We start from the raw sequence: 24,306 nt of genomic DNA, 5'->3' as shown, positions 1-24,306 counted from the left end.
CCAGCCCCTACCGGTCGATGCCTGCCCACTTGGATTTATCGCCGCAGCCAATTAGGCTGCGGCGCCGTCCCAATCCCCCGGAGCCCACCCATCATGCCCGTCTGGCTGCAAACCGCCTTGTTGCTAGCCTGTTCCAACCTGTTCATGACCTTCGCCTGGTATGGTCATCTGAAGACTCTCAACAGCAAGCCCTGGATCATCGCCGCCCTGATCAGTTGGGGTATCGCGCTGTTCGAATACCTGCTGCAGGTACCGGCCAACCGCATCGGCTACACCGAACTCTCGGTCGGCCAACTGAAGATCATGCAGGAAGTCATCACCTTGGCGATCTTCGTCCCGTTCAGCGTCTACTTCATGCAGCAGCCGCTGAAACTGGACTACCTCTGGGCCGGCCTGTGCCTGCTCGGCGCGGTGTACTTCATCTTCCGCGCCTGAGCCGCGTCACGAACGCAGCCGGGCGATCAGGCTGGAGGTATCCCAACGACCGCCGCCCATCGCCTGCACTTCGGCGTAGAACTGGTCGACCAGCGCCGTGACCGGCAACTGCGCGCCGTTGCGCCGCGCCTCGGCGAGCAGGATCGACAGGTCCTTGCGCATCCAGTCCACGGCGAAGCCGAAGTCGAACTCTCCGGCCAGCATGCTCTGGTGGCGGTTTTCCAGTTGCCAGGACTGGGCCGCGCCCTTGCCGATCACCTGCATCGCCGCCTCGCCATCGAGACCGGCGCACCGGGCGAAGTGCAGCGCCTCGGCCAGGCCCTGGAGCAGCCCCGCGACGCAGATCTGGTTGACCATCTTGGTCAATTGCCCGCTACCCACGTCGCCCATTCGCCGGACCATCCGCGCATAGCTGCGCAACAGCGGTTCGGCGCGTCGATAGAAGGCCTCCTCGCCACCGACCATCACCGTCAGGGCGCCGTTGACCGCGCCTGCCTGGCCGCCGGAGACCGGCGCGTCGAGAAAGCCCAGCTCACGCTCGGCAGCCAGCAGCGACAGCTCGCGGGCGACTTCCGCCGAAGCGGTGGTGTGGTCGACGAACAGGCTGCCCGGCGCCATTCCGGCGAAGGCGCCCTGCTCGCCCAGCGCCACGGCACGCAGGTCGTCGTCGTTACCGACGCAACAGAACACCAGCTCGGCGCCAGCACAGGCCTCGCGCGGCGTATCGGCGCGCCGTCCGGCGTACTCCTCGACCCAGCGCAGCGCCTTGGCCGACGAGCGATTGTAGACACAGACGTCGTAGCCCTCTCGTTGCAGGTGCCCGGCCATCGGGTAGCCCATCGTGCCCAGGCCGAGAAATGCGACCGCAGTCATTCCGTCATCTCCTCGAAATCCGATCCCGCAGCCTAGCACAGCGGTTTGCCGAGGTCCGGAAGCCCCGCCATACTCAGCGCGGACCCTGGTATGGATAGCTCCGATGCCTCACTGGCTGGTAATCGATCTGGAGGCCACCACCGCGGAAGGCGGCTGGCCCCTGGAGGAAATGGAAATCATCGAGATCGGCGCCACCCTGGTCGCCGCCGCGGACGCCCGCGAACTGGACCACTTCCAGCGTTTCGTACGGCCGGTCAGGCGGCCGCTGCTGACCCACTTCTGCCGCGACCTCACGCATATCAGCCAGGCCAACGTCGATGGCGCAGCCCATCTCAATACGGTCTGGGAAGCCTTCGAGCGCTGGCTCGCCCAGCATCGTCCGCGACTGGCCGGCTGGGCCAGTTGGGGCGACTACGACCGCCGCCAGTTGGAGCAGGAATGGCGCCAGCACGGGCTGACCAGCCAGCTCAGCGAAGTGCCGCACGTCAATCTCAAGCAACGCTTCGGCGAAGTCCGCCAGTTGCCCCGCCCAGTCGGCCTGAACGCGGCCCTGCAACTGGCCGGGATGAGTTTCCAGGGCCAGCAGCACCGCGCCCTGGAGGATGCCCGCAATACCGCACGGCTGCTGCCGCTGGTATTGCCGGTGGAGCATTGAACGAGGCCCGCGCCGCCTAGTGACGCCTTTCCGAGGCTTGGGCATACTGGCGGGCCTTTTCAAACCCGCCTGTTCACCCCTTCAGGAGAAGCCCATGTTCAAGGTCAACGAATACTTCGACGGCACCGTCAAATCCATCGCCTTCGACATGACCGCCGGCCCGGCCACCATCGGCGTGATGGCGGCAGGCGAATACGAGTTCGGCACCAGCCAGCTGGAGATCATGCATGTGGTCGCCGGCGCGCTGACGGTCAAGCTGCCGGGCAGTGACGAGTGGCAGGAATACGCCAGCGGCAGCCAGTTCACCGTCCCGGCGAACAGCAAGTTCCAGCTCAAGGTCGCCCAGGACACCGCCTACCTCTGCGAATACCGCTGAGCCCGGGCAGACAGGAAAACCGGCCGCAGGCCGGTTTTTTCTTGCCCGCCGTCCAGCGGCGGCGGAGGGATCAAGGTACGCTCATCCGCCGCTGGAGCGGCTTGCCCAGCCCATTCAGCCCTGCGGGAAGCGGTAGTGGCCGATGACCTGGTAGCGGAACAGCAGGTCCTCTTCCCGCACGCCGGCACCGATGTTGTGCAACACCAGCGGCCTGCCCTCCAGCCTGCGATCGGAAAGCACGCCGATATGCAGCAGGCCGTTGTCCAGGCGCCAGGCGACTATGTCTCCGGCCCGGTAGGCGGAAGCGTCGCGGCTAGGCGCCAGGGCCAGGCCCTGGCGGCTGAACCAGGTCATCAGGTTCGGTACGCGGCGGTGATCGATGTTGCGGTCGGTACCTTTCATTCCCCATTGCTGCGGGTAGGCCGCGAAGTGGCGACGCATGTCCTCGTGCACCGCCTTCTGTAGATCCAGCCCCTGTCCGCGCAGCGCACGGACCACCACGTCGGTGCAGACCCCGGTCTGCAGCGGCACGTCGCCGCCCGGATAGTCCAGTTGCCGGTAGGCCGGGTCGTAGCCCAGGGTCACACCCACCTGGGCACGCGCCGCATCCACCAGTCGCTGCGGTTCGACCGCAGCGGCCGCCACCAGCGGCAGTCCGAGCATGGCGAGCAGCAACAGGCGGCGCAGCGCGCCGGATACGTCCTTGTCCATCCTTTTCCTCCTAAGCGCCCGCGGGCGCGTCCTGGTCCTTCGCGTATCCCAGCGGATACAGCAGTTCTTCCTTGTAGCCGGCCCAGACCCGGATGGCGTCCGGGAAGCTGTCGTCCAGCACCGGGTCGCCGCTGTCGACCAGCAACGGCCGGCCCCCGAGGGTCCCCAGCTTGCGCTTGGTGGCGACCACCCGCATGCGCTCCAGGCCGATGGCGCGCAACACCCGGGGACTGATCTGCTGGTTGCCGCGACCGATCACGTGGCCCTGGCCGCCGATGGCGGTGACCAGCAGGTACGCCGGATGACCGTCCACCAGTTCGAACAGCCGCGCCTCGTCGACGTCGCGGGCAATCACCGCGCCATTCTCCAGCACGTCGACGCCCAGCAGGGTGGTTTCCAGGCCGAGATTGCGCGCCAGGCCATGCAAGGTCGAGCCCGGTCCGAGCACATAGCGCACGCCGTCTTCCCAGTTTTCCGCCAGCCAGTCGGCGAGGTCCACCAGCACCAGCTCCTCGGACTCCATCCCTGCCTGCTTCACGTGCTGCATGAAGTGGCCCTCCTCCGGCACTGTCATCTCGCCGTACCAACGCGCGGCGACGCGGCCGGCGCGCAGCGCCTCTTCGTCGAGGTCGCGCACCTCGCCGCTGGCCAGGCGCACCAGGCCGCCCTCGACCAGGCGCCTGGCCAATTCGCCGGCCGCGCGCGGACTGATGGCATAGACCCCGGAGTGGATCTTCACCCCGGCCGGAATGCCGAGCACCGGCTGTTGCTCGCGCACCACCCCGGCAACATCCCGTGCTGTGCCATCACCACCGGCGAACAGGATCAGGGCGACACCGGCCTCCTGCAGGCGCTCGATCGCCAACCGGGTATCCGCCGCGCTGCTGACCGCTCCTTGCCACTCGCCGAGCAGGCGATGGCGGAAGCCCATGCGCTCGAGCAACTCGCCACCCATGGCCCCGGGAAAGGTCAGGAACTCGATCTTCTCGACCAGCGGCAACAGGCACTCCAGGGCTATCCGGGTGCGCTCCAGCGCACGTGGTTCGGCGCCTCTGGCCAGGGCCTCGGCGGCCACCCCGTCGCTACCCTTCAAGGCGACCGGGCCACCCAGCCCGGCCAGGGGATTGACCACCAACCCCAGGCGAAACATGTCCATACTCATCCTCGGGCGAACTCCAGGACGCCCACACCGGTCGGACCACTATAACCAGAAAAACCCAGCGGTAGCCGGCAAGCTGGCACGCCGACTGCAAGATTGCTATGGTCCATGGCTTTCGCGTTGGAGCGGCACGACATCCGCCGTTTGTCACGGCGGTTTCATCTGCGCTCCCTAGACTGCCGATAAACCTGATGAGGAGACGGGCAATGAATTCGCAACACACCGATACCGCCAAGCGCCGCGTGATCCCCTTCAATACGCAGCAGCACACCGGTGGCGCCATCATCGACGCCCAGGGCCGGGAGATCCCGATCACCGAGGTGATGATCCAGCGCGCCTGCCGCGAACTGGACAGGTCCCTGGAGCAGGAACAGAAGCAGGCCTGAGCGCCCGCCAGCACGACTTCGAAGCCCGGCATCCGCCGGGCTTTTTTTCGCTTCCGCGAAGCCGCGCCCTAGCTCGGCGCCGGCAGGTCCTCGCCGACCAGGTCGAGGAAGGTCTCGACGATCCGCCGCGAACGCTGTTCGCGCAGGCACACCAGGGTCTCGGTCAGGCGTCGCTGGCAATCGACGATGGGTAGCGCATGGACCCGCGTGTCGGCGCCGAACTCCGCGGCCGACACCACCCCCACGCCGATCCCCGCCACCACCGCCTCGCGCGAGGCCTCGCGGCCCTCGACCTGGATCGCCGGACGGATCCGCAGGCCGGCGCGGCTCATCTCCTCCTCCAGGGTCTGGCGGGTCACCGAGCCCTGCTCGCGCAGCACCAGCGGCATGTCGTCGAGATCAGCGAGCCGGATCGACTCGCGCCCGGCCCACGGATGGCTGAGCGAAACGAAGGCGACGATCGGGTCGTTGCGCAGGGTCAGCGAAAGCAACCGCTCGTCGCTGACGTCCCGGCCCAACAGGGCCAGGTCGGCCTGGTAGCTGAACAGTCGCTGCAGAGACTCGTCGGTATTGCCGGTCTCCACCCGCACCGCGATGCCCGGATAGCGCTCGCAGAAACGCGCGATCTGCGGCAATACGTGCACCGGCGCATCCACCGCCAGGGTCAGGGTGCCGGTCTGCAGGGCGCTGGAGGCGGACAACAGCTCCTCCGCCTCGGCCTCGATCGCGAACAGCCGCTGGGTCACCGCGAGCAGGCGCTCGCCCAGTTCGCTCAGGCGCACCGAGCGCTTGTTACGGTGGAACAGCAGCACGCCGTAACGCTCCTCCAGCTTGCGCACCTGGTCGGAAACCGCCGGCTGGGTGAGAAACAGGCGCTCGGCGGCGCGCGTGAAGCTGCCGTACACGGCGACCGCATGGAAAGCCTTCAACTGTGCATGGGATACCGACATGGACCTTCACCATTCCAGGCAGGACAAGGGGTTCCGCGCCATGGGCGGCGCACACGGGAATGACCGTTCGGTCAACTTCCTCGACCCACGCCGCGCCAGGCTTACGGACAAACAAGTAAAACTTATATTTAAAATTTGATAAATCGATTTCATTTATTTATCCGGAATTGTTTCCATCGCTTCACCACAGCGCGCCAGCGCCTCGGCAGCCAGCCCCTGCCAGGGCAGCCGCAACCCTTACCCAGGAGGTGAAGCCGACTCCAGATACCTCTGACCAGGCACCGCGACATGGCGGTGCGGAAGTGCTCATCAGAACAACAACAAGGCGTGTTCCCCTCACACCTGCCGGCACCGATAACAAGATCGAGGTCAGATCCATGAATCAACGTCCCGGGACGGCGCTGCCGTCCTCTCCCGTGTCCAGCTTCCAGCGCTGGCGCCTGCAGATATTCGCGATCACCTGGCTGGCCTACGCCGCCTTCTATTTCACCCGCAAGGCCTTTTCCGTCGCCAAGCTCGGCATCGCCGAAGATCCGGACTTCCAGTTGGACAAGATGGCGATGGCCGATCTCGACGCTATCTATCTCGCCGCCTATGCCGTCGGCCAGTTCACCTGGGGCGTGCTGGCCGACCGCTTCGGCCCGCGCATCGTGGTGTTCGGCGGCCTGCTGATCTCCGCACTGGCCGCGCTGGTCATGGGCACCTTCGCCACCCTGCCGATCTTCGCCACCTGCATGGTGGTCCAGGGACTGGCGCAGTCCACCGGCTGGTCGGGGCTGTGCAAGAACATCGGCAGTTTCTTCGCCACCCACGAACGCGGTCGGGTGCTCGGCCTGTGGAGCACCTGCTACGCCTTCGGCGGCCTGGTCGCCTCGCCGTTCGCCGGCTGGTGGGCGTACAGCGTGTTCGGTACCTGGCACGCGGCGTTCTACTCCAGCGCCGCGGTGGTCGGCGGCGTGGCCCTGCTGTTCCTGCTGTTGCAGCGCAACCGCCCGGAAGACGTCGGCCATCCTCCCGTCGAACCGCAGGCCGCGAGCGAAGCCGTGCGCTATGCCGGCTTCAGGCCGGAAGGCGGCAACGGCGGCAGCCTGCAGGTGCTCGCCAAGGTGGTGCGCAACCGCACGGTGCTCTGCCTCGGCCTGGCCTACTTCCTGCTCAAGCCGGCGCGCTACGCGATCCTCCTGTGGGGACCGGTGATCGTCTACGAACGCATGCCGGCGCTCGGCAAGGTCGGCGCGGCGATCGTTCCCACCGCCTTCGAGGTAGCCGGCCTGCTCGGCCCGATCCTGATCGGCTTCGCCTCGGACAAGCTGTTCGGCGCACGGCGCATGCCGGCCTGCGTGATCAGCCTGCTGGCGCTGACCGTCTGCCTGGCGCTGTTCGTCCCGGCGATGACCACCGGCAGCATTCCGATAGTGGTCGGCCTGCTGTTCATGATGGGACTGACCCTGTACGGCCCGGACTCGATGATCTGCGGCTCCGCCGCCATCGACTTCGGCACCAGCGAGGCCGCCGGCACCGCCTCCGGCTTCGTCAATGGCTGCGGTTCGGTGGGCGCGATCCTCGGCGGTCTGTTGCCCGGCTATTTCGACACCTACACGGTGTTCATCGGCTTCACCATCGCAGCCCTGATCGCCACCGCGGTGCTCCTCCCGCACTGGAACAGCCGGCCCGGCGGCGCACGGGAAAGCCTGCGGAATATCCCCAGCCTGGCGGACTTCCGTCCCATCCGCTCCTGACCGTCCGCGGCGGGAACCTCCGCCGCGTCCTTCTCCACGAACCGGGAACCCCCTCATGCATATCGAACGTTTCGAAGTCGTCAAGCGTCGGGCCGAGATGGCCCTGCACGGCAACACGGTCTACATCGGCGGCCAGGTCGCAGACGACCCCAGCGGTGACATCCAGGACCAGACCCGCCAGATCCTGGAGAACATCGACCGGCTGCTCCAGAGCGTTGGCAGCGACCGCGGCCAGGTGCTCTCGGTACGCATACTGCTAGCCCACCGGGAGGACTACGCCGGTCTCAACCAGGTCTGGGACCAGTGGTTTCCCGAAGGCCGGGCGCCGACCCGCGCCTGTAGCCTGGCCGAGTTGATCGACCCGCGCTGGCGGGTGGAAATGATCGTCGTCGCCGCCCGCCCGCAGTGAGAGCACAGCCATGACCTTCCGACCCTTCTGGCTGGACCAGGCCCTACGCTCCGAACATGCGGCACCCTGCCCGCCGCTGGCCGGGGATACCCGCGCCGACGTGTGCATCGTCGGCGGCGGCTACACCGGCCTGTGGACCGCCATCATGCTCAAGGAGCACGATCCCGGGCTCGACGTGGTGCTGGTCGAGGCCGATCTCTGCGGCGCCGGCGCCAGCGGCCGCAACGGCGGCTGCGCGCTGTCCTGGTCGGCCAAGTTCTTCACCCTGGAACGGCTGTTCGGACTAACCGAGGCGATCCGCCTGGTCAAGGCCTCCGAGGACAGCATCCGGGCCATCGGCGCCTTCTGCCAGCGCTACGACGTCGAGGCCGACTACCGGCTGGACGGCACCCTCTATACCGCCACCAACCCGGCCCAGGTCGGCAGCACCGACAGCGTGATCGCCGCTCTGGAGCGCCACGGCATCAACTCCTTCGCCAAGCGCCCGCTGGCCGACGTGCAGCGCCTGGCCGGCTCGCGCAGGCACCTGGAGGGCTGGTTCTCGCCGGCTGCCGCGACGGTGCAACCAGGCAAGCTGGTTCGCGGCCTGCGCCGGGTCGCCCTGCAACTGGGGGTACGCCTGTACGAAGGCACGCCGATGCGAGGACTGGAGCACGGCCGCCCGGCGGAAGTGGTCACCCCCCACGGGCGGGTCGTCGCCGGCCGCGTGGTGCTGGCGCTGAACGCCTGGATGGCGAGGGCCTTCCCGCAGTTCGAACGCAGCGTGGCGATCGTCTCCAGCGACATGCTCATCACCGAGCCACGACCGGACCTGTTGCAGGAGATCGGCCTGACCAGCGGGGTCAGCGTGCTCGACTCACGGATCTTCGTGCATTACTACCACAACACCCCGGACGGCCGGCTGATGCTCGGCAAGGGCGGCAACACCTTCGCCTACGGCGGACGCATGCTGCCGGTGTTCGACCGCCCCTCGCCGTATCTCGGACAACTGCGCGGCAGTTTGCGGGAGTTCTTCCCCGAGTTAGCCGAGGTCGCCATCGAGGCCAGCTGGAACGGTCCGTCGGATCGCTCGGTGACCGGCCTGCCGTTCTTCGGCCGGCTCGACGGCCGCGACAATGTGTTCTACGGCTTCGGCTACTCCGGCAGCGGCGTCGGTCCATGCCACATAGGCGGGCAGATCCTTTCTTCGCTGGCGCTCGGCCTGGACAATCCCTGGACCCGTTCGCCGCTGACCCAGGGGCCGCTCGGCCGCTTCCCGCCGGAGCCGATCCGCTATGTCGGTTCGCTGATGGTGCGCAACGCGATCCGTCGCAAGGAGCACGCCGAAGACGCCGGCCGGCGCCCGCGTCATCTCGACGTACGCCTGGCCAGGTTCGCCGCCGCCGCGGGCAAGGCCGACAAGGGTTGAGCCGCTTTCCGGGCGTCTCTTCAGCCCATTCGGGGGCGCCCTTCTTTTTCCTTCGGTTTCGATTTCGCTCAAGCAAAGGTCGTAAAAAGCGCATTTAATTCACCCGTCAGCCTGTGCGAGGCTGTTCCAACCCCTGGCCCAGTTTTCCTTCATGCACCTACCGACGACGCGCACCCTGCCCTACCAGCCTTCCGCCAACCCGGCCGGAACGCCCGCGCGTCTACCCCGCAAGCACAGCCGCTGGCTGGAACTGGAGCCGCTCGCCCTCCCTCTCGAACTGGCCTTCTGGGCGCTCTGGCATTGCCGCCACGCGCGTCCGCCGGACGCTCGTCACGCCTGATATCCCTCCGGCCCCGCGCAACGGCGGGGCCGGCCTGCCGCTTGCATGCCGTTCCGCGACGCTGCCGTCGCCGGAGCGCCGCTGCGAGCGTCGCGACGCTACCGGACAAGACCGACAAGAGAGCCCCATGAACTTCGCCTGCGAACAAGAAGCCCAGGATTTCCTGGCCGCCAACCCCGACATCGAACTCTTCGAACTGTTCATTCTCGACGCCAACGGCGTGCCGCGCGGCAAGCTGCTGCACCGCGACGAGCTGCTGGCCGTCTACCGCAGCGGCCGGCCGCTGCCGAGCACCATCCTCGGGCTGACGATGAACGGCGAGGACGTCGAGGACTCCGGGCTGGTCTGGGACGTCGGCGACATCGACTGCCGCGCCTACCCCCTGTCCGGCAGCCTGGTGCGCCTGCCCTGGCGACAGATCCCGACGGCGGCGGTGCAGGTCAGCATGCACCCGAGCGAGGGCCTGCCCGCCAGCGTCGCCGATCCGCGCCACCTCCTGGTGCGCACCATCGACGCGCTGAAGAGCGAGGGCTATCACCCGGTGATGGCCGCCGAGCTGGAGTTCTACCTGCTCGACCGTGAGCGCGACGCCAACGGCCGCCCGCAACCGGCCCGCGACGCCGATGGCGGCCGCCCACGGGCGACCCAGGTCTACGGCCTGCGCGAACTGGAGCAGATCGAGCCGTTCCTCGCCGACCTCTATGCCGCCTGCAAGGCGCAGGGCCTGCCGGCACGCACGGCGATCTCGGAATATGCCCCGGGCCAGGTGGAAATCACCCTCGACCACGGCGACGCCCTCGCCGCCATGGACCAGGCGATCCGCTACAAGCGCCTGGTCAAGGGCATCGCGCACAAGCACGGGATGCTCGCCTGCTTCATGGCCAAGCCGTTCGACGACCTGGCCGGCACTGGCATGCACCTGCACGTCAGCCTGGCCGACGAACAAGGCCACAACCTGTTCGCCAGCGACGACCCCGCCGGCACGCCGTTGCTGCGCCAGGCGGTCGGCGGCATGCTCGCCAGCCTGCTCGACTCGCTCCTGCTGTTCTGTCCCAACGCCAACTCCTACCGGCGCTTCCAGGCCAACAGCTACGCGCCGCTGGCGCAGACCTGGGGCGTCGACAACCGCACCGTGAGCCTGCGCGTGCCGGGCGGCCCGGCCTCCAGTCGGCATATCGAGCACCGCATCTGCGGCGCCGACGCCAACCCCTACCTGGCCGCCGCGGCGCTCCTCGCCGGGGTCCACCGCGGCATCCGCGAAGGCATCGATCCGGGTGCGCCGGTGGAGGGCAACGGCTACGCCCAGGCCGGCAAGCGCCTGCCCACCGACTGGCTGACCGCCCTCGATACCCTGCAAGGCTCCGAGTGGGCGCGGGAAGCCTTCGGCGAGCCGTTCCTCGGCGTCTACCTGGCGGTGAAGCGCGCGGAATACCGGCAATTCATGGGCGAGGTCGGCGAGCAGGACTGGCGCTGGTACCTGACCCAGGCCTGAGATCCCGGACCCGCCCGCATACGGCGGCGCGCCGGCAGGACGCGCCGCACTGGAACAAGGAATACCCGATGAACGCAGCAATCCATCCCCGTCCGGCCGCGGAACGCGCGCCGTCCTACTACGCCGCCACGCTCAACGAGGAAACCGACTATCCGACCCTGCTGGGCGCGGTGACGGTCGACATCGCCATCATCGGCGGCGGCTTCACCGGCGTCGCCACGGCGGTCGAACTGGCCGAGCGTGGCTACAAGGTAGCCCTGGTCGAGACCCATCGCATCGGCTGGGGCGCCAGCGGGCGCAACGGCGGCCAGGTCACCGGCAGCCTGTCCGGCGACGCGGCGATGCACAAGCAGATGCGCCAATGGCTGGGCGCCGAGGTCGAGGACTTCATCTGGCACCTGCGCTGGCGCGGCCACGAGATCATCCGCCAGCGGGTGGAGAAGTACGGCATCGCCTGCGACCTTCGCCATGGCCACCTGCACGCGGCGATGAAGGCCAGCCACATGGGCGAGCTGCAGGCCTCCTACGAGGAGGCGGTGCGCCGCGGCATGGGCGACCAGGTGGTCCTGCTGGACAAGGCCGGCGTCCAGGCCCACCTGGAGACCGAGCTGTACTGCGGCGCGCTGAAGAACACCCGCAACATGCACCTGCACCCGCTCAACCTGTGCATCGGCGAGGCCAGGGCGGCGGCCGGCCTCGGCGCGCTGATCTTCGAACATTCCGAGGTGCTGGATATCGTCCACGGCCCGCAGCCGGCGGTGATTACCCGCGAGGGAAGGATCGAGGCGCAGCAGATCCTGCTTGCCGGCGATGTCTACCACAAGCTCGAACGCAGGCAGCTCAAGGGGATGATCTTCCCGGCCATGGGCGGAATCGTTACCACCCGGCCGCTGGGCGAGCTGGCACGGGAGATCAACCCGCAGGGGCTGGCGGTCTACGATTGCCGCTTCGTCCTCGATTACTACCGCCCCACCGCCGACGGCCGCCTGCTGTTCGGTGGCGGCGCCAACTACTCGGGCCGCGACTCGCGGGACATCGCCGCCGAGCTGCGGCCATGCATCGAGCGCACCTTCCCGCGCCTGAAGGGCGTGGAGATCGAGTTCCAGTGGAGTTGCGCCATGGGCATCGTGATGAACCGGATCCCCCAGCTCGGCAAGCTCTCCGACAACGTCTGGTACTGCCAGGGCTACTCGGGGCATGGCGTGGCCACCAGCCACATCATGGGCGAGATCATGGCCAAGGCGATGAGCGGGAGCCTGGAGCAGTTCGACACCTTCGCCCGTTGCAAGCACCTCAGGGTGCCGCTGGGCGACCTCTTCGGCAATCCGATGCTGGCCGCCGGGATGTGGTACTACCAGCTCATGGAGAAGCTGCGCTGAAGCGCGAGGGATGGCGGGGTCCGCGGAAGGCCTAGTCGGCCTTCTTGCGGATCCAGTAGAGATAGGTGCCCGCCTCTTCCTGCTGCTCGACCAGCTCGTGGCCGAGAAACACGCAGAACTTGGGGATGTCGCGGCGGGTCGAGGGATCGGTGGCGATCACCTTGAGCAGGCCGCCGGGCGCCAGGTCGCGGACCTTGTTGTGCAGCATCATCACCGGCTCGGGACAGTTCAGGCCGGTGGCGTCGAGAATGGCGTCGACAGAATGGGTCATCGGGAAACTCCGCAACAGAATCCGCGCATTGTCGCGCATGCGGCGCGGCCGGTCACCTGTCCCCGGCCGGAATGCCGCCGCCCCTCAGCGTTCGAGGCGGCGTAGATGGCAGGTCACTTCCTCGCGGTCGTGATACAGCTGCTTGCAGCCGATCGCTACCTTCAGGCCGCGCGCGTCGAAGCTCTCGCGCAGGCGCTGGAGGATCTTGCGCACCTCGGCGTAGCGCTGCTTCATCGGCAGCTTGAGGTTGACCACCGCCTCGCGGCAAAGCCCTTCGCCGATCCAGGTCTCGATCAACGCACCGGTGCGTGCCGGCTTCTCGACGATGTCGCAGACCATCCAGTCGACCCGCTGGCGCGGGCGGTACTGGTAGCCGTCGACCTTCTGGTGGTCGACCAGCCCGGAATACATCAGGTTCTCCGCCATCGGCCCGTTGTCCACGGCGGTCACCCGCATCTCCCGGTTAACCAGTTGCCAGGTCCAGCCGCCCGGCGCCGCACCGAGGTCCACGGCGAGCATGTCCGGCGCCAGGCGCTTGTCCCATTCGCTGCGCGGGATGAACTGGTGCCAGGCTTCCTCCAGCTTCAGCGTCGAACGGCTCGGCGCCTCGCGGGGAAACTTCAGGCGCGGGATGCCCATCGGCCAGAGCGCGCTGTTGCGCGGCTCGGCGAGGCCGACGAAGACTTCCCGGCCGGAGCGGAAGGTCAGCAGCAGGCGCGGCAGCGCCGGGTCCTCCTGCAACCGCCCGGCCTTCACCAGCGCCGCGCGCAGCGGTTTCTCGAACTTGCGGCAGAAGGTCGACACCTCCTTGCCGGCATTGGTGTCCAGCACCTCCAGCCAGAGGCTGCCGCAAACCGGATAACTCGCCAGTTCCGCCAGCAGTACCTCGATGCGCTGGCTTTCCGGCAATTCGATGAAGCCGGGCCCGCGCGCCCACTGGCGCGGGAAGATCAAGTCGGCGAAACGCAGGCGGCGCATCAGGCGCTCGGCGCCGTCGGCGTCCTGGCAGACGAACTCGACGTGGGCGCTGGCCGGCTTGCTCTTGGCGTAGCCGGGAATCTCGAGAGTGGCTGCATGCTCGGCGATTTCGGCGCAGACTTCACCTTCGAAGCCTGGCCGGCAGTGCATCAACAGGGTATTCATGGGGTTGTCTCCTTGGCCGCGCACTATAGTGCCGGGCATGCCTCAAGGGAACTGCAGCGACCGTTCGTCGGTCCAGTGTATATGGCAGGAGCCCTCGAGCCGGTCTAGCTTGAAGGTTTCGAACAACGCTATCCCAAAGTCTGACTCTCGCCAGCGGCCGGTACCGATGGGATCGGGCCACCGCGCATTACCGAGGTAACGGCACCCTGGCGTCCGCGGACGCCGCGGGTCCCGGGCGAAGCCAGGCACTATCGGCTCGACGACGGGCCTGGCGTCAGGACGAGGCCAGGCCCGCCGCCCCCGGGCCCGCCGTGAGGAAATCAGAAATGCCTGCTTTGGACAGCCTGAAAACCCTTCGCAGTCTCGCTGTGGACGGCAAGACCTACCACTACTACAGCCTCCCGGAAGCCGCCCGGACCCTGGGCGATCTCGGCAAGCTGCCGATGTCGCTGAAGGTCCTGCTGGAAAACCTCCTGCGCTGGGAGGACGGCAGCACCGTCACCGGCGACGACCTCAAGGCCCTCGCCGGCTGGCTCAGGGAGCGCCGTTCCGACCGCGAGATCCAGTACCGCCCGGCGCGGGTCCTGATGCAGGACTTCACCGGGGTGCCCGCGGTGGTCGACCTGGCCGCCATGCGCGCGGCCATGGCCAAGGCCGGCGGCGACCCGCAGAAGATCAACCCGCTGTCGCCGGTGGACCTGGTCATCGACCACTCGGTGATGGTCGACAAGTTCGCCAGCGAATCGGCCTTCGAACAGAACGTCGAGATCGAGATGCAGCGCAACGGCGAACGCTACGCCTTCCTGCGCTGGGGCCAGAACGCCTTCGACAACTTCAGCGTGGTACCGCCGGGCACCGGCATCTGCCACCAGGTCAACCTGGAGTACCTGGGCCGCACGGTCTGGACCAAGGACGAGGATGGCAGGACCTACGCCTTCCCCGACACCCTGGTCGGCACCGACTCCCACACCACCATGATCAACGGCCTCGGCGTGCTCGGCTGGGGCGTCGGCGGCATCGAGGCGGAAGCCGCCATGCTCGGCCAGCCGGTATCGATGCTGATCCCCGAGGTCATCGGCTTCAAGCTCACCGGCAAGCTGCGCGAGGGCATCACCGCCACCGACCTGGTGCTGACCGTCACGCAGATGCTGCGCAAGAAGGGCGTGGTGGGGAAATTCGTCGAGTTCTACGGCGACGGCCTGGCCGACCTGCCCCTGGCGGACCGCGCCACCATCGCCAACATGGCCCCGGAATACGGCGCCACCTGCGGCTTCTTCCCGGTGGACGAGATCACCCTCGGCTACCTGCGCCTGTCCGGACGTCCGGAAAGCACGGTCAAGCTGGTCGAGGCCTACAGCAAGGAACAGGGCCTGTGGCGCGAGAAGGGCCACGAGCCGGTGTTCACCGACACCCTGCACCTGGACATGGGCGAAGTCGAGGCCAGCCTGGCCGGACCGAAGCGCCCGCAGGACCGCGTGGCCCTGCAGAACGTCGCCAGCGCCTTCAACGAGTTCCTCGGCCTGCAACTGCATCCCTCCAGCACCGAAGAAGGCCGCCTGCTCAGCGAGGGCGGCGGCGGCACCGCGGTCGGCGCCAACGCCGCCTTCGGCGAGATCGACTACCAGCACGACGGCCAGACCCACCGCCTGAAGAACGGCGCGGTGGTGATCGCCGCCATCACCTCCTGCACCAACACCTCCAACCCCAGCGTGATGATGGCCGCCGGCCTGCTGGCGAAGAAGGCGGTGGAAAAAGGCCTGCAACGCAAGCCCTGGGTGAAGAGTTCGCTGGCGCCGGGCTCCAAGGTGGTCACCGACTACTTCAAGGCCGCCGGCCTGACCCGCTACCTCGACGAACTCGGCTTCGACCTGGTCGGCTACGGCTGCACCACCTGCATCGGCAACTCCGGCCCGCTGCTGGAGCCGATCGAGAAAGCCATCCAGCAGGCCGACCTGACCGTCGCCTCGGTACTCTCCGGCAACCGCAACTTCGAAGGCCGCGTGCACCCGTTGGTGAAGACCAACTGGCTGGCCTCGCCGCCGCTGGTGGTGGCCTACGCCCTGGCCGGCAGCGTGCGGATCAACCTCAGCGAGGAACCGCTGGGCACCGGCAAGGACGGCCAGCCGGTCTACCTGAAGGACATCTGGCCGAGCCAGAAGGAAATCGCCGAGGCGATCCAGAAGGTCGACACCGAGATGTTCCACAAGGAGTACGCCGAGGTCTTCGCCGGCGACGAGAAATGGCAGGCGATCCAGGTGCCGCAGTCGGACACCTACGAGTGGCAGGCCGACTCCACCTACATCCAGCATCCACCCTTCTTCGAACACATCGCCGAGGCGCCGCCGGCCATCGCCGACGTCGAGCAGGCGCGGGTGCTGGCGGTGCTGGGCGACTCGGTGACCACCGACCACATCTCCCCTGCCGGCAACATCAAGGCCGACAGCCCGGCCGGCCGCTACCTGCGCGAGCACGGCGTGGAACCGAAGGACTTCAACTCCTACGGCTCCCGTCGCGGCAACCATGAGGTGATGATGCGCGGCACCTTCGCCAACATCCGCATCAAGAACGAGATGCTCGGCGGCGAGGAAGGCGGCAATACCCTGTACGTGCCCAGCGGCGAGAAACTGGCGATCTACGACGCGGCCATGCGTTACCAGGAGGACGGCACCCCGCTGGTGATCGTCGCCGGCAAGGAATACGGCACCGGCTCGTCGCGCGACTGGGCGGCCAAGGGCACCAACCTGCTGGGCGTGAAGGCGGTGATCGCGGAGAGCTTCGAGCGCATCCACCGCTCCAACCTGGTCGGCATGGGCGTGCTGCCGTTGCAGTTCGAGAACGGCCAGGACCGCAAGAGCCTGAAGCTGACCGGCAAGGAGGTGCTGAACATCCGCGGCCTCGGCGGCGAACTCAAGCCGCACATGCCGCTCAGCGTGGAAGTGACCCGCGAGGACAGCAGCCAGGACAGCTTCAAGGTCCTCTGCCGCATCGACACCCTCAACGAGGTCGAGTATTTCAAGGCCGGCGGCATCCTCCACTACGTGCTGCGCAGCATGCTCTGAGGCAGCGGCGGTACGCGCGGAGGGGTGGCTTCGGCCACCCCTTTTTCATTCCGGCGCCCGGGGCCGCGGGCGCTTCGCAGGGCGAACGACGCCCCGGCGTCATCCGCCGATACCCCGCAGGACCGGCGGATGGCCGCCTCGCACCAGTCCGCCCGCGCTACCCCCAACCCATGTGCGCCGCCGGGAACGACACGAAACCGTAACGCATTGACCTCCATCAGCGAATCCGCCATCTATCCGACCACGTGGTCGGTTCTCATGCTTTGGGTCAATAGCTATCTGTTTTTCCTCGTGAAAGCATTCACAAATCCCTCATGTGAAAGGCGTTTTCGCCGATGCAGAGGTAAATGCTTCACTTGTTTTGGAAGGCCCATGCGCAACAATCAGCCCATCACCCAGCACGAGCGCGTCTATCCGGCGGAACAACGCCTGATCACCACCACCAATCTCAAAGGCATCATCACCTACTGCAACGAAGCCTTCATCGACATCAGCGGCTTCAGCCGCGAGGAGCTGATGTCCGCGCCGCACAACCTGATCCGTCACCCCGACGTCCCGCCGGCGGTGTTCGCCCACATGTGGACCACCCTCAAAGCCGGCCGCCCGTGGATGGGGATCGTCAAGAACCGCTGCAAGAACGGCGACCACTACTGGGTCAGCGCCTATGTCACGCCGATCTACGACCAGGGCGCGGTGGTCGGCTACGAGTCGGTGCGGGTCAAGCCGACCGCCGAACAGATCCAGCGCGCCGAGGCCCTCTACCGTCGCCTCGGCGCCGGCAAGCCGGCGATCCCCCGGCGCGACCGCTGGCTGCCGGTACTGCTCGACTGGCTGCCGTTCATCCTGATCAGCCAGATCGGCTTCCTCATCGGTATCTGGCTGAACTCCTGGTGGGGCTTCATCCTCGCCGGCCTGCTCGCCGTTCCGCTCGGCCTGGCCGGACTGCGCTGGCAGAAGCGCGGGCTGAAGCGCCTGATGCGGCTCGCCGAACAGACCACCTCCGACCCGCTGATCGCGCAGATGTACACCGACAGCCGCGGCGAGCAGGCGCGCCTGGAAATGGCCATCCTCAGCCAGGACGCGCGCCTGAAGACCTGCCTGACACGCCTGCAGGACACCGCCGAATACCTCACCGAACAGGCGCGCCAGGCCGACACCCTGGCCCACCACAGCTCCGCCGGTCTGGAACAGCAGCGCGCAGAGACCGAACAGGTGGCCACCGCGGTCAACGAGATGGCCGCCACCACCCAGGAAGTGGCGAACAATGTCCAGTTGACCGCCGACGCGACACAGAAGGCCAACGAACTGACCTCGCGCGGCCGCGACATCGCCGCGGAGACGCGCAACGCCATCCAGCGCCTGTCGGAGTCGGTGGGCGAGACCGGGGCCGCGGTGAGTCGCCTGGCCCAGGACAGCAACGAGATCGGCGGCGTGGTCGATGTGATCAAGGGCATCGCCGACCAGACCAACCTGCTCGCCCTCAACGCCGCCATCGAGGCGGCGCGGGCCGGCGACCAGGGACGCGGCTTCGCCGTGGTGGCCGACGAAGTGCGCTCGCTGGCGCAACGCACCGCGGCCTCCACCGAGCAGATCCACCACCTGATCGCCAAGTTGCAGAACACCGCCAACGATGCGGTACATACCATGGAGAGCGGCCTGCAGCAGGCCGAAGCCGGGGTCCAGCGGGTGCTGGAAGCCGACAGCGCACTGGTCGGCATCAGCGAGGCGGTCAGCAACATCACCGAGATGACCACCCAGATCGCCGCTGCCGCGGAGGAACAGAGCGCGGTGGCCGAGGAAATCAACCGCAACATCAGCACCATCGCCGCCCTGGCCGAGCAGACCTCCGACGAGGCGCTGCGCACGGCGAAACTGAGCGAGGAACTGACCACCACCGCGCAGAGCCAGTATTCCCTGGTCGAGCGCTTCAACCGCTGAGATCAGGCCGCGGGGAGGAAGCTCCCCGCGCCTGCCGTCACTTGAAGTCCCATTGCATCTGCGCCGGGATGCTCACCGCGCTTGACGACTGCACGCAGACGTCGAGGTAGTCGGTGAAGCGCGGCGGCGCGGAGATCCCCTCCTCCAGCAGACGGCTGTTGTCGAACAGGTAGTTGAGGTCGGCAAAGCCGCTGTACAAGCGCAACGCGCGCAGGACCAGACGCGGATTGGCCGGGCCGATGCGCGACTCGAAGCTCTTCGCCAGTTCCTTGAGGTCGTCCACCTCCACCTTGCGGTAGCGCTCGCCTACTGGCGCCGCCCCGTTGGCGCGGGCGAAGGCCTCGTCGATCTCGCCGAAGGTGCAGGCCGCGCGATGGCCGGCGGAGATATGATAGAGGCTGTGCCCCAGGCACGGCTTCAGCGCCAGGCCGATCAGCGCCTCGGCGCAGTAGTCGACCGGAATCACGTCGATCTGCTCGTCCAGGCCGCAGGTGAAGCTTTCCAGGGCGAAGCCCATGCGGAAGACCCAGAAGATGCTGCCGGAGGCCTGGCAGCCAAGGGTACGGTGGCCCACCACGATGGATGGCCGCGCCACCACCAGGGGCAGGCCCGGCAGTTCCTCGCGCATGCGCCGCTCGATTTCCGCCTTGGACGCGGTGTAGTCCACCAGTTGCTGCTCCGCCGCCGGGAATTCCCAGGACTCGCTGATCGGCGACTCTCGCTGCGGTCCGCAGCACATCGCGGTACCGACGTGGAGGAAACGCTTCAGTCGCTTCGAACGGCTCAGCACGTCGGCGAAGGCGAAAGTGCCGTCGACGTTGACCGGCCAGATGGTCGGGTTCTTCGAGAACGACGCCACGGCGGCGCAATTGATCACCCGCTCCACCTGCATCAGGCGCGGCGTCTCGCGGGCCAGCCAGGAGGTGTCGAGGAAATCGCCGCAGAGGATCTGCTCCGCCCGCAGTGCCAGGCAGTCGGCTTCGTCGACGCCATGCATCAGCAGGTTGCCGCGCAGGCGTTCGAGCCCCTGCTGGCGGGATTCGGCGCGGACCAGGAAGGACAGGTTGGCGCCGTGCCCGGCGGCGATCAGCTGGGCGGCGACCGAACCGCCGAGAAAGCCGGTGGCCCCCGTCAGCAGGATGCGTTCGCGGGTATCGATAGCGGTGATCTGCTCACCGTCGGCATGCATGTTCATGTCTTCCCCCCTCAGAGAAGTCAGTCGCCCACGCCTCGATGCGAGGGTGGTTGCGCCGCAGCTTATGAGGGGATGCCTTAAGGAACCGTTAATGGCCCTGGAGCCCGCGAAGGAAGCCGGCCACCTCCCGCGCCGTTGCCGCCAGGTGCTGCTCGTGGGTCAGGCCGGAGGCCTTCAGCGGCTTGAGGTCGTGGTCCGCCGCGGCCAGCCAGTGCAGGCGGATCGTCGGCGCCAGCGCATAGCCCGCCACCGCCTCGCGGTTGCCCAGGGCGTCGCGCTCGCCCTGGACGATCAGGGTCGGCGTGCGCAGCCCGGCGAGGTGCGCGACCCGCGGCTTCTCCGGCTTGCCGGCGGCGTAGAACGGGTAGCCGAGGCAGACCAGGGCATCCGCGCCCAGCTCGTCGGCCAGCAGGCTGGCCATGCGCCCGCCCATCGACTTGCCGCCCAGGGCCAAGGGCCCGTCCAGGGTCTCGCGGACCTGCGCATGGACTCGCCGCCAGCAGTCGAGCAACTGCGCCTGCGGATTCGGCGGACGCTTGCGGCCGTCCTCGCGGCGCTGGGCCATGTAGGGAAACTCGAAGCGCGCGACGGCGATGCCCTGGGCGACGAGCAGTTCGGCGATGCGCTCCATGAACGGGCTGTCCATCGGCGCCCCGGCGCCATGGGCAAGAATCAGGGTGGCCGACAGCGAGCCGGCCGGGCGGTTCCATTTCAGCGACAACTTGCCACACCTCGTATGCAGTGGGGGTCGGGAAGCCAATTGATCCCGATCAATATTTCATAACGCCCCATTATCCATGCTTCCTCTCGCTAATTACGCCAATTAGACCAGCCCCAATGGGGGGACGCCCGGCATCCCAACTGCCGGAAAAAGCCATAGCGTATAACCGTGGATGGAAGCCCATAGCATGAGCACCACTAACCCAGAGTCCGCCTATAACTACAAGGTGGTCCGCCAATTCGCCATCATGACCGTGGTCTGGGGCATCGTCGGCATGACCGTCGGTGTCCTGATCGCCGCCCAGCTGGTATGGCCCGACCTGAACTTCGGCTTGCCGTGGACGAGCTTCGGCCGCCTGCGCCCGCTGCACACCAACGCGGTGATCTTCGCCTTCGGCGGTTGCGCACTGTTCGCCACCAGCTACTACGCGGTGCAGCGCACCTGCCAGGTGCGACTGTTCTCCGACACCCTCGCCTCCTTCACCTTCTGGGGCTGGCAACTGGTGATCCTGCTGGCCGCCATCAGCCTGCCGCTGGGCTACACCTCGTCCAAGGAGTACGCCGAGCTGGAATGGCCGATCGACATCCTGATCACGGTGGTCTGGGTCGCCTACGCGGTGGTGTTCTTCGGCACCCTGGTCAAGCGCAAGGTCAAGCACATCTATGTGGGCAACTGGTTCTTCGGCGGGTTCATCCTCACCGTCGCCATGCTCCACGTGGTGAACAACCTCGAGCTGCCGGTGACCTTCACCAAGTCCTACTCGCTGTACGCCGGCGCCACCGACGCCATGGTCCAGTGGTGGTACGGGCACAACGCCGTGGGCTTCTTCCTCACCGCCGGCTTCCTCGGCATGATGTACTACTTCGTGCCCAAGCAGGCCGAGCGTCCGGTCTACTCCTACCGCCTGTCCATCGTCCACTTCTGGGCGCTGATCGCGGTGTACATCTGGGCCGGCCCGCACCACCTGCACTACACCGCGCTGCCGGACTGGGCGCAGTCGCTGGGCATGGTGATGTCGCTGATCCTCCTGGCGCCGAGCTGGGGCGGCATGATCAACGGCATGATGACCCTCTCGGGCGCCTGGCATAAGCTGCGCAGCGACCCGATCCTGCGCTTCCTGGTGGTGTCCCTGGCGTTCTACGGCATGTCCACCTTCGAAGGCCCGATGATGGCGATCAAGACCGTCAACGCCCTCTCCCACTACACCGACTGGACCATCGGCCACGTACACGCCGGCGCCCTCGGCTGGGTCGCGATGGTTTCCATCGGCTCGCTCTACCACCTGATCCCGAAGGTCTTCGGCCGCGAGAAGATGTACAGCCTGGGCCTGATCAACGCGCACTTCTGGCTGGCCACCATCGGTACCGTGCTTTACATCGCCTCGATGTGGGTCAACGGCATCACCCAGGGCCTGATGTGGCGCGCGGTCAACGAGGACGGCACCCTGACCTACTCCTTCGTCGAAGCGCTGGCCGCCGGCCACCCCGGCTTCATCGTGCGCATGCTCGGCGGTTTCATCTTCCTGCTCGGCATGTTCCTGATGGCCTACAACACCTGGCGCACCGTCAGTGCCGCCAAGCCGGCCGAATACGAAGCCGCCGCACAGATCGCCTGAGGAGCCGAGCATGAAACACGAAATACTCGAGAAGAACGTCGGCCTGCTGGCGCTATGCATGGCCGTGGCCGTGAGCATCGGCGGCCTGACCCAGATCGTGCCGCTGTTCTTCCAGGACGTGACCAACACCCCGGTCGAAGGCATGAAGCCCTATACCGCGCTGCAACTGGAAGGCCGCGACATCTATATCCGCGAAGGCTGCGTCGGCTGCCACTCGCAGATGATCCGTCCGTTCCGCGCCGAAACCGAACGCTACGGCCACTACTCGGTGGCCGGCGAGAGCGTCTGGGACCACCCCTTCCTGTGGGGTTCCAAGCGTACCGGTCCGGACCTGGCCCGCGTCGGTAGCCGCTACTCCGACGACTGGCACCGCGCACACCTGTTCAACCCGCGCAACGTGGTGCCCGAGTCGAAGATGCCGGCCTACCCGTGGCTGGTGGAGAACAAGCTCGACGGCAAGGACATCGAGAAGAAGCTCGAAGTGATGCGCACCCTCGGCGTGCCCTATACCGACGAAGACATCAAGGGCGCCAAGGACTCGCTGAAAGGCAAGACCGAAATGGATGCCGTGGTCGCCTACCTGCAGGTGCTCGGCACCTCGATCAAGAACAAACGGTGACGGCAATGGATATCGGGACGCTGCGAGGACTCGGCACGCTGCTGATCATGGTCGCCTTCATCGGTCTGGTGATCTGGGCCTACAGCGGCAAACGCAAGAAGAGCTTTGACGAAGCGACGATGCTGCCCTTCGCAGACGATCCCGAAGCCAAAAAGCACGTCGAGCAAGCTTCTAGGAGTAACAAAGAATGACCACCTTCTGGAGTCTGTACATCACAGCTCTTACCGTCGGTACCTTGATCGCCCTGCTCTGGCTGGTCTTCGCCACCCGCAAGGGCGAGGCCAAGGGTACTACCGAAAAGACCATGGGCCACTCCTACGACGGCATCGAGGAGTACGACAACCCGCTGCCGAAGTGGTGGTTCATGCTGTACATCGGCACTATCGTCTTCTCCGTCGGCTACCTGGTCCTGTACCCGGGCCTGGGTAACTGGAAAGGCGTGCTGCCGGGCTACGAGGGCGGCTGGACCCAGGACAAGCAGTGGGAACGCGAGATGAACATCGCCCAGGAGAAGTACGGGCCGATCTTCGCCAAGTACGCCGCCATGCCCATCGAGGAAGTGGCCAAGGACGAGCACGCCATGAAGATGGGCAGCCGCATGTTCGCCACCTACTGCTCGATCTGCCACGGTTCCGACGCCAAGGGCGCCCTCGGCTTCCCCAACCTGGCCGACAACGAGTGGCGCTGGGGCGGTGACCCGCAGAGCATCGAGACCACCATCCTCGGCGGTCGCCACGCGATCATGGCGGCCTGGGGCGACATCCTCGGCGAAGACGGGGTGAAGAACGTCGCCGCCTACGTCCGCACCGAACTCGCCGGGCTGAAGCTGCCGGAAGGCACCAAGGCCGACGTCGAGGCCGGCAAGCAGATCTTCTCGGTCAACTGCGTCGCCTGCCACGGCCCGGAAGGCAAGGGTACCGCCCTGGTCGGCGCGCCGAACCTGACCAACCCCGGCGCGTTCATCTACGGCTCCAGCTACGCCCAGCTCCAACAAACCATCCGCCATGGCCGCCAGGGCCAGATGCCGGCCCAAGAGCCCTACCTGGGCAAGGAAAAGGTGCACATCCTGGCCGCCTACATCTACAACCTGTCGCACAACCAGGGCAGCAACTGACCCCTCCCCCCACCCGCGCCCTCCCGGGCGCGGGTCCTTCCCCCGGTCTCAGACCTTAGTCCCAGGCGGCGCGACGAAGTGTCGCACCAGCGGACGCCTTTCCTACCCTTCCTTTTCAATCGCGTCTAAGCTGCTCTGCATTCGTCCCTCTCCGGCAGAGCGACGGGACACCTAACTTCACCGGCCGAACCCACTCGCCCGGATAGCGCCAAAAAGCCATACGGCCGCCTTGGAAAGCGCTCTGAAGCAGGCATCAAACTGGCGTCGCCCCTGGCCTGGCGCGTTGCAATGCCCACCCGCTTTCTCCATACTTGCCGCC

The 24,306-nt window shown here is 66.9% G+C and carries 24 protein-coding genes; 16 read left to right on the top strand and 8 right to left on the bottom strand.

Going from position 1 to position 24,306, the window contains the following annotated elements:
* The first annotated feature begins 93 nt into the window (after positions 1 to 93).
* Complete coding sequence (locus FHW81_RS22040) at positions 94 to 435, top strand: DMT family protein (protein WP_003104394.1); 342 nt, start codon at positions 94 to 96, stop codon at positions 433 to 435.
* Between the two features lie 6 nt (positions 436 to 441).
* On the opposite strand, the gene FHW81_RS22035 is transcribed toward FHW81_RS22040, so the two are convergent.
* A complete protein-coding gene (locus FHW81_RS22035; RefSeq protein WP_003104396.1) occupies positions 442 to 1,308 on the bottom strand; it encodes an NAD(P)-dependent oxidoreductase in 867 nt (288 codons plus the stop codon).
* 103 nt (positions 1,309 to 1,411) lie between these two features.
* Here FHW81_RS22035 and FHW81_RS22030 point away from each other — a divergent pair, with 103 nt between their 5' ends.
* Positions 1,412 to 1,963 (top strand): exonuclease domain-containing protein, encoded by a 552-nt coding sequence (locus FHW81_RS22030; protein ID WP_003104398.1) that lies wholly within the window; start codon positions 1,412 to 1,414, stop codon positions 1,961 to 1,963.
* Between the two features lie 94 nt (positions 1,964 to 2,057).
* Positions 2,058 to 2,339, top strand: coding sequence for a pyrimidine/purine nucleoside phosphorylase (locus FHW81_RS22025; protein WP_003087375.1), 282 nt, complete (start codon positions 2,058 to 2,060; stop codon positions 2,337 to 2,339).
* Between the two features lie 114 nt (positions 2,340 to 2,453).
* On the opposite strand, the gene FHW81_RS22020 is transcribed toward FHW81_RS22025, so the two are convergent.
* The gene (locus tag FHW81_RS22020; protein ID WP_003104401.1) at positions 2,454 to 3,050 is read right to left on the bottom strand and encodes a DUF1287 domain-containing protein; all 597 of its coding nucleotides are present in this window, start codon (positions 3,048 to 3,050) and stop codon (positions 2,454 to 2,456) included.
* A 10-nt stretch (positions 3,051 to 3,060) separates the two neighbouring features.
* The gene (locus FHW81_RS22015) at positions 3,061 to 4,206 is read right to left on the bottom strand and encodes an ATP-NAD kinase family protein (RefSeq protein WP_003144857.1); all 1,146 of its coding nucleotides are present in this window, start codon (positions 4,204 to 4,206) and stop codon (positions 3,061 to 3,063) included.
* Between the two features lie 209 nt (positions 4,207 to 4,415).
* Here FHW81_RS22015 and FHW81_RS22010 point away from each other — a divergent pair, with 209 nt between their 5' ends.
* Positions 4,416 to 4,595 carry a PA1571 family protein gene (locus FHW81_RS22010; RefSeq protein WP_003104406.1) on the top strand — a complete coding sequence of 60 codons (180 nt, stop codon included), beginning with the start codon at positions 4,416 to 4,418 and terminating at the stop codon, positions 4,593 to 4,595.
* Between the two features lie 68 nt (positions 4,596 to 4,663).
* Here the strand turns inward: FHW81_RS22010 and FHW81_RS22005 are convergent, their stop codons facing one another.
* A complete protein-coding gene (locus FHW81_RS22005; protein WP_003104408.1) occupies positions 4,664 to 5,545 on the bottom strand; it encodes a LysR substrate-binding domain-containing protein in 882 nt (293 codons plus the stop codon).
* A 377-nt stretch (positions 5,546 to 5,922) separates the two neighbouring features.
* Here FHW81_RS22005 and FHW81_RS22000 point away from each other — a divergent pair, with 377 nt between their 5' ends.
* The 6 genes from FHW81_RS22000 (at position 5,923) to FHW81_RS21975 (ending at position 12,312) form a co-directional block, all read left to right on the top strand.
* Positions 5,923 to 7,284: an MFS transporter gene (locus tag FHW81_RS22000; protein ID WP_003144858.1), complete on the top strand. Its 1,362-nt coding sequence runs from the start codon at positions 5,923 to 5,925 to the stop codon at positions 7,282 to 7,284.
* Positions 7,285 to 7,339: 55 nt separating this feature from the next.
* The gene (locus FHW81_RS21995) at positions 7,340 to 7,693 is read left to right on the top strand and encodes a RidA family protein (protein ID WP_003104412.1); all 354 of its coding nucleotides are present in this window, start codon (positions 7,340 to 7,342) and stop codon (positions 7,691 to 7,693) included.
* A gap of 10 nt (positions 7,694 to 7,703) precedes the next feature.
* Positions 7,704 to 9,101: an FAD-dependent oxidoreductase gene (locus FHW81_RS21990; protein ID WP_033980520.1), complete on the top strand. Its 1,398-nt coding sequence runs from the start codon at positions 7,704 to 7,706 to the stop codon at positions 9,099 to 9,101.
* Between the two features lie 151 nt (positions 9,102 to 9,252).
* Entirely contained in the window at positions 9,253 to 9,441 is a 189-nt protein-coding gene (locus tag FHW81_RS21985; RefSeq protein WP_011666714.1) for a hypothetical protein, read from the top strand.
* A 127-nt stretch (positions 9,442 to 9,568) separates the two neighbouring features.
* Positions 9,569 to 10,933 (top strand): glutamine synthetase family protein, encoded by a 1,365-nt coding sequence (locus FHW81_RS21980; protein ID WP_003106001.1) that lies wholly within the window; start codon positions 9,569 to 9,571, stop codon positions 10,931 to 10,933.
* 68 nt (positions 10,934 to 11,001) lie between these two features.
* The gene (locus tag FHW81_RS21975) at positions 11,002 to 12,312 is read left to right on the top strand and encodes an NAD(P)/FAD-dependent oxidoreductase (RefSeq protein WP_023090660.1); all 1,311 of its coding nucleotides are present in this window, start codon (positions 11,002 to 11,004) and stop codon (positions 12,310 to 12,312) included.
* Between the two features lie 31 nt (positions 12,313 to 12,343).
* Here FHW81_RS21975 and tusA read toward each other — a convergent pair whose 3' ends face one another.
* Together tusA and rlmM are read right to left on the bottom strand one after the other, a co-directional pair.
* The gene (gene tusA, locus FHW81_RS21970) at positions 12,344 to 12,583 is read right to left on the bottom strand and encodes a sulfurtransferase TusA (protein WP_003105999.1); all 240 of its coding nucleotides are present in this window, start codon (positions 12,581 to 12,583) and stop codon (positions 12,344 to 12,346) included.
* Between the two features lie 84 nt (positions 12,584 to 12,667).
* On the bottom strand, positions 12,668 to 13,726 hold the full coding sequence (gene rlmM, locus FHW81_RS21965) for a 23S rRNA (cytidine(2498)-2'-O)-methyltransferase RlmM (RefSeq protein WP_003087345.1): 1,059 nt from the start codon (positions 13,724 to 13,726) through the stop codon (positions 12,668 to 12,670).
* A 326-nt stretch (positions 13,727 to 14,052) separates the two neighbouring features.
* On the opposite strand from rlmM, the gene acnA reads away from it, so the two are divergent.
* A complete protein-coding gene (gene acnA / locus FHW81_RS21960; protein ID WP_023090661.1) occupies positions 14,053 to 16,785 on the top strand; it encodes an aconitate hydratase AcnA in 2,733 nt (910 codons plus the stop codon).
* A 372-nt stretch (positions 16,786 to 17,157) separates the two neighbouring features.
* Entirely contained in the window at positions 17,158 to 18,723 is a 1,566-nt protein-coding gene (locus FHW81_RS21955) for a methyl-accepting chemotaxis protein (protein ID WP_003140182.1), read from the top strand.
* A 37-nt stretch (positions 18,724 to 18,760) separates the two neighbouring features.
* On the opposite strand, the gene cprA is transcribed toward FHW81_RS21955, so the two are convergent.
* Both cprA and FHW81_RS21945 read right to left on the bottom strand, forming a co-directional pair.
* Positions 18,761 to 19,918, bottom strand: a complete 1,158-nt coding sequence (cprA, locus tag FHW81_RS21950) for a cationic peptide resistance protein CprA (RefSeq protein ID WP_003087328.1) — start codon at positions 19,916 to 19,918, stop codon at positions 18,761 to 18,763.
* Positions 19,919 to 20,006: 88 nt separating this feature from the next.
* The gene (locus FHW81_RS21945) at positions 20,007 to 20,639 is read right to left on the bottom strand and encodes an alpha/beta hydrolase family protein (protein ID WP_010794001.1); all 633 of its coding nucleotides are present in this window, start codon (positions 20,637 to 20,639) and stop codon (positions 20,007 to 20,009) included.
* Between the two features lie 187 nt (positions 20,640 to 20,826).
* On the opposite strand from FHW81_RS21945, the gene ccoN reads away from it, so the two are divergent.
* From ccoN to ccoP, 4 genes are read left to right on the top strand one after another with little or no spacing between them, the layout of a single operon-like run.
* Complete coding sequence (gene ccoN, locus FHW81_RS21940; RefSeq protein ID WP_003087322.1) at positions 20,827 to 22,254, top strand: cytochrome-c oxidase, cbb3-type subunit I; 1,428 nt, start codon at positions 20,827 to 20,829, stop codon at positions 22,252 to 22,254.
* A gap of 10 nt (positions 22,255 to 22,264) precedes the next feature.
* Positions 22,265 to 22,873 (top strand): cytochrome-c oxidase, cbb3-type subunit II, encoded by a 609-nt coding sequence (ccoO, locus tag FHW81_RS21935; RefSeq protein ID WP_003087318.1) that lies wholly within the window; start codon positions 22,265 to 22,267, stop codon positions 22,871 to 22,873.
* Between the two features lie 5 nt (positions 22,874 to 22,878).
* Complete coding sequence (locus tag FHW81_RS21930; RefSeq protein ID WP_003087314.1) at positions 22,879 to 23,064, top strand: CcoQ/FixQ family Cbb3-type cytochrome c oxidase assembly chaperone; 186 nt, start codon at positions 22,879 to 22,881, stop codon at positions 23,062 to 23,064.
* The gene (gene ccoP, locus FHW81_RS21925; RefSeq protein ID WP_003087308.1) at positions 23,061 to 23,987 is read left to right on the top strand and encodes a cytochrome-c oxidase, cbb3-type subunit III; all 927 of its coding nucleotides are present in this window, start codon (positions 23,061 to 23,063) and stop codon (positions 23,985 to 23,987) included. The genes FHW81_RS21930 and ccoP overlap by 4 nt, the downstream gene beginning before the upstream one ends.
* The last annotated feature ends 319 nt before the right edge of the window (positions 23,988 to 24,306 follow it).

The sequence above is a fragment of the Pseudomonas sp. RC10-4-2 genome (genome assembly GCF_050433085.1).
GTDB classification, from domain to species: domain Bacteria; phylum Pseudomonadota; class Gammaproteobacteria; order Pseudomonadales; family Pseudomonadaceae; genus Pseudomonas; species Pseudomonas aeruginosa.
The sequence above is the reverse complement of the archived record's forward strand: the minus strand, read 5'-3'. Positions and strand labels throughout refer to the sequence as shown.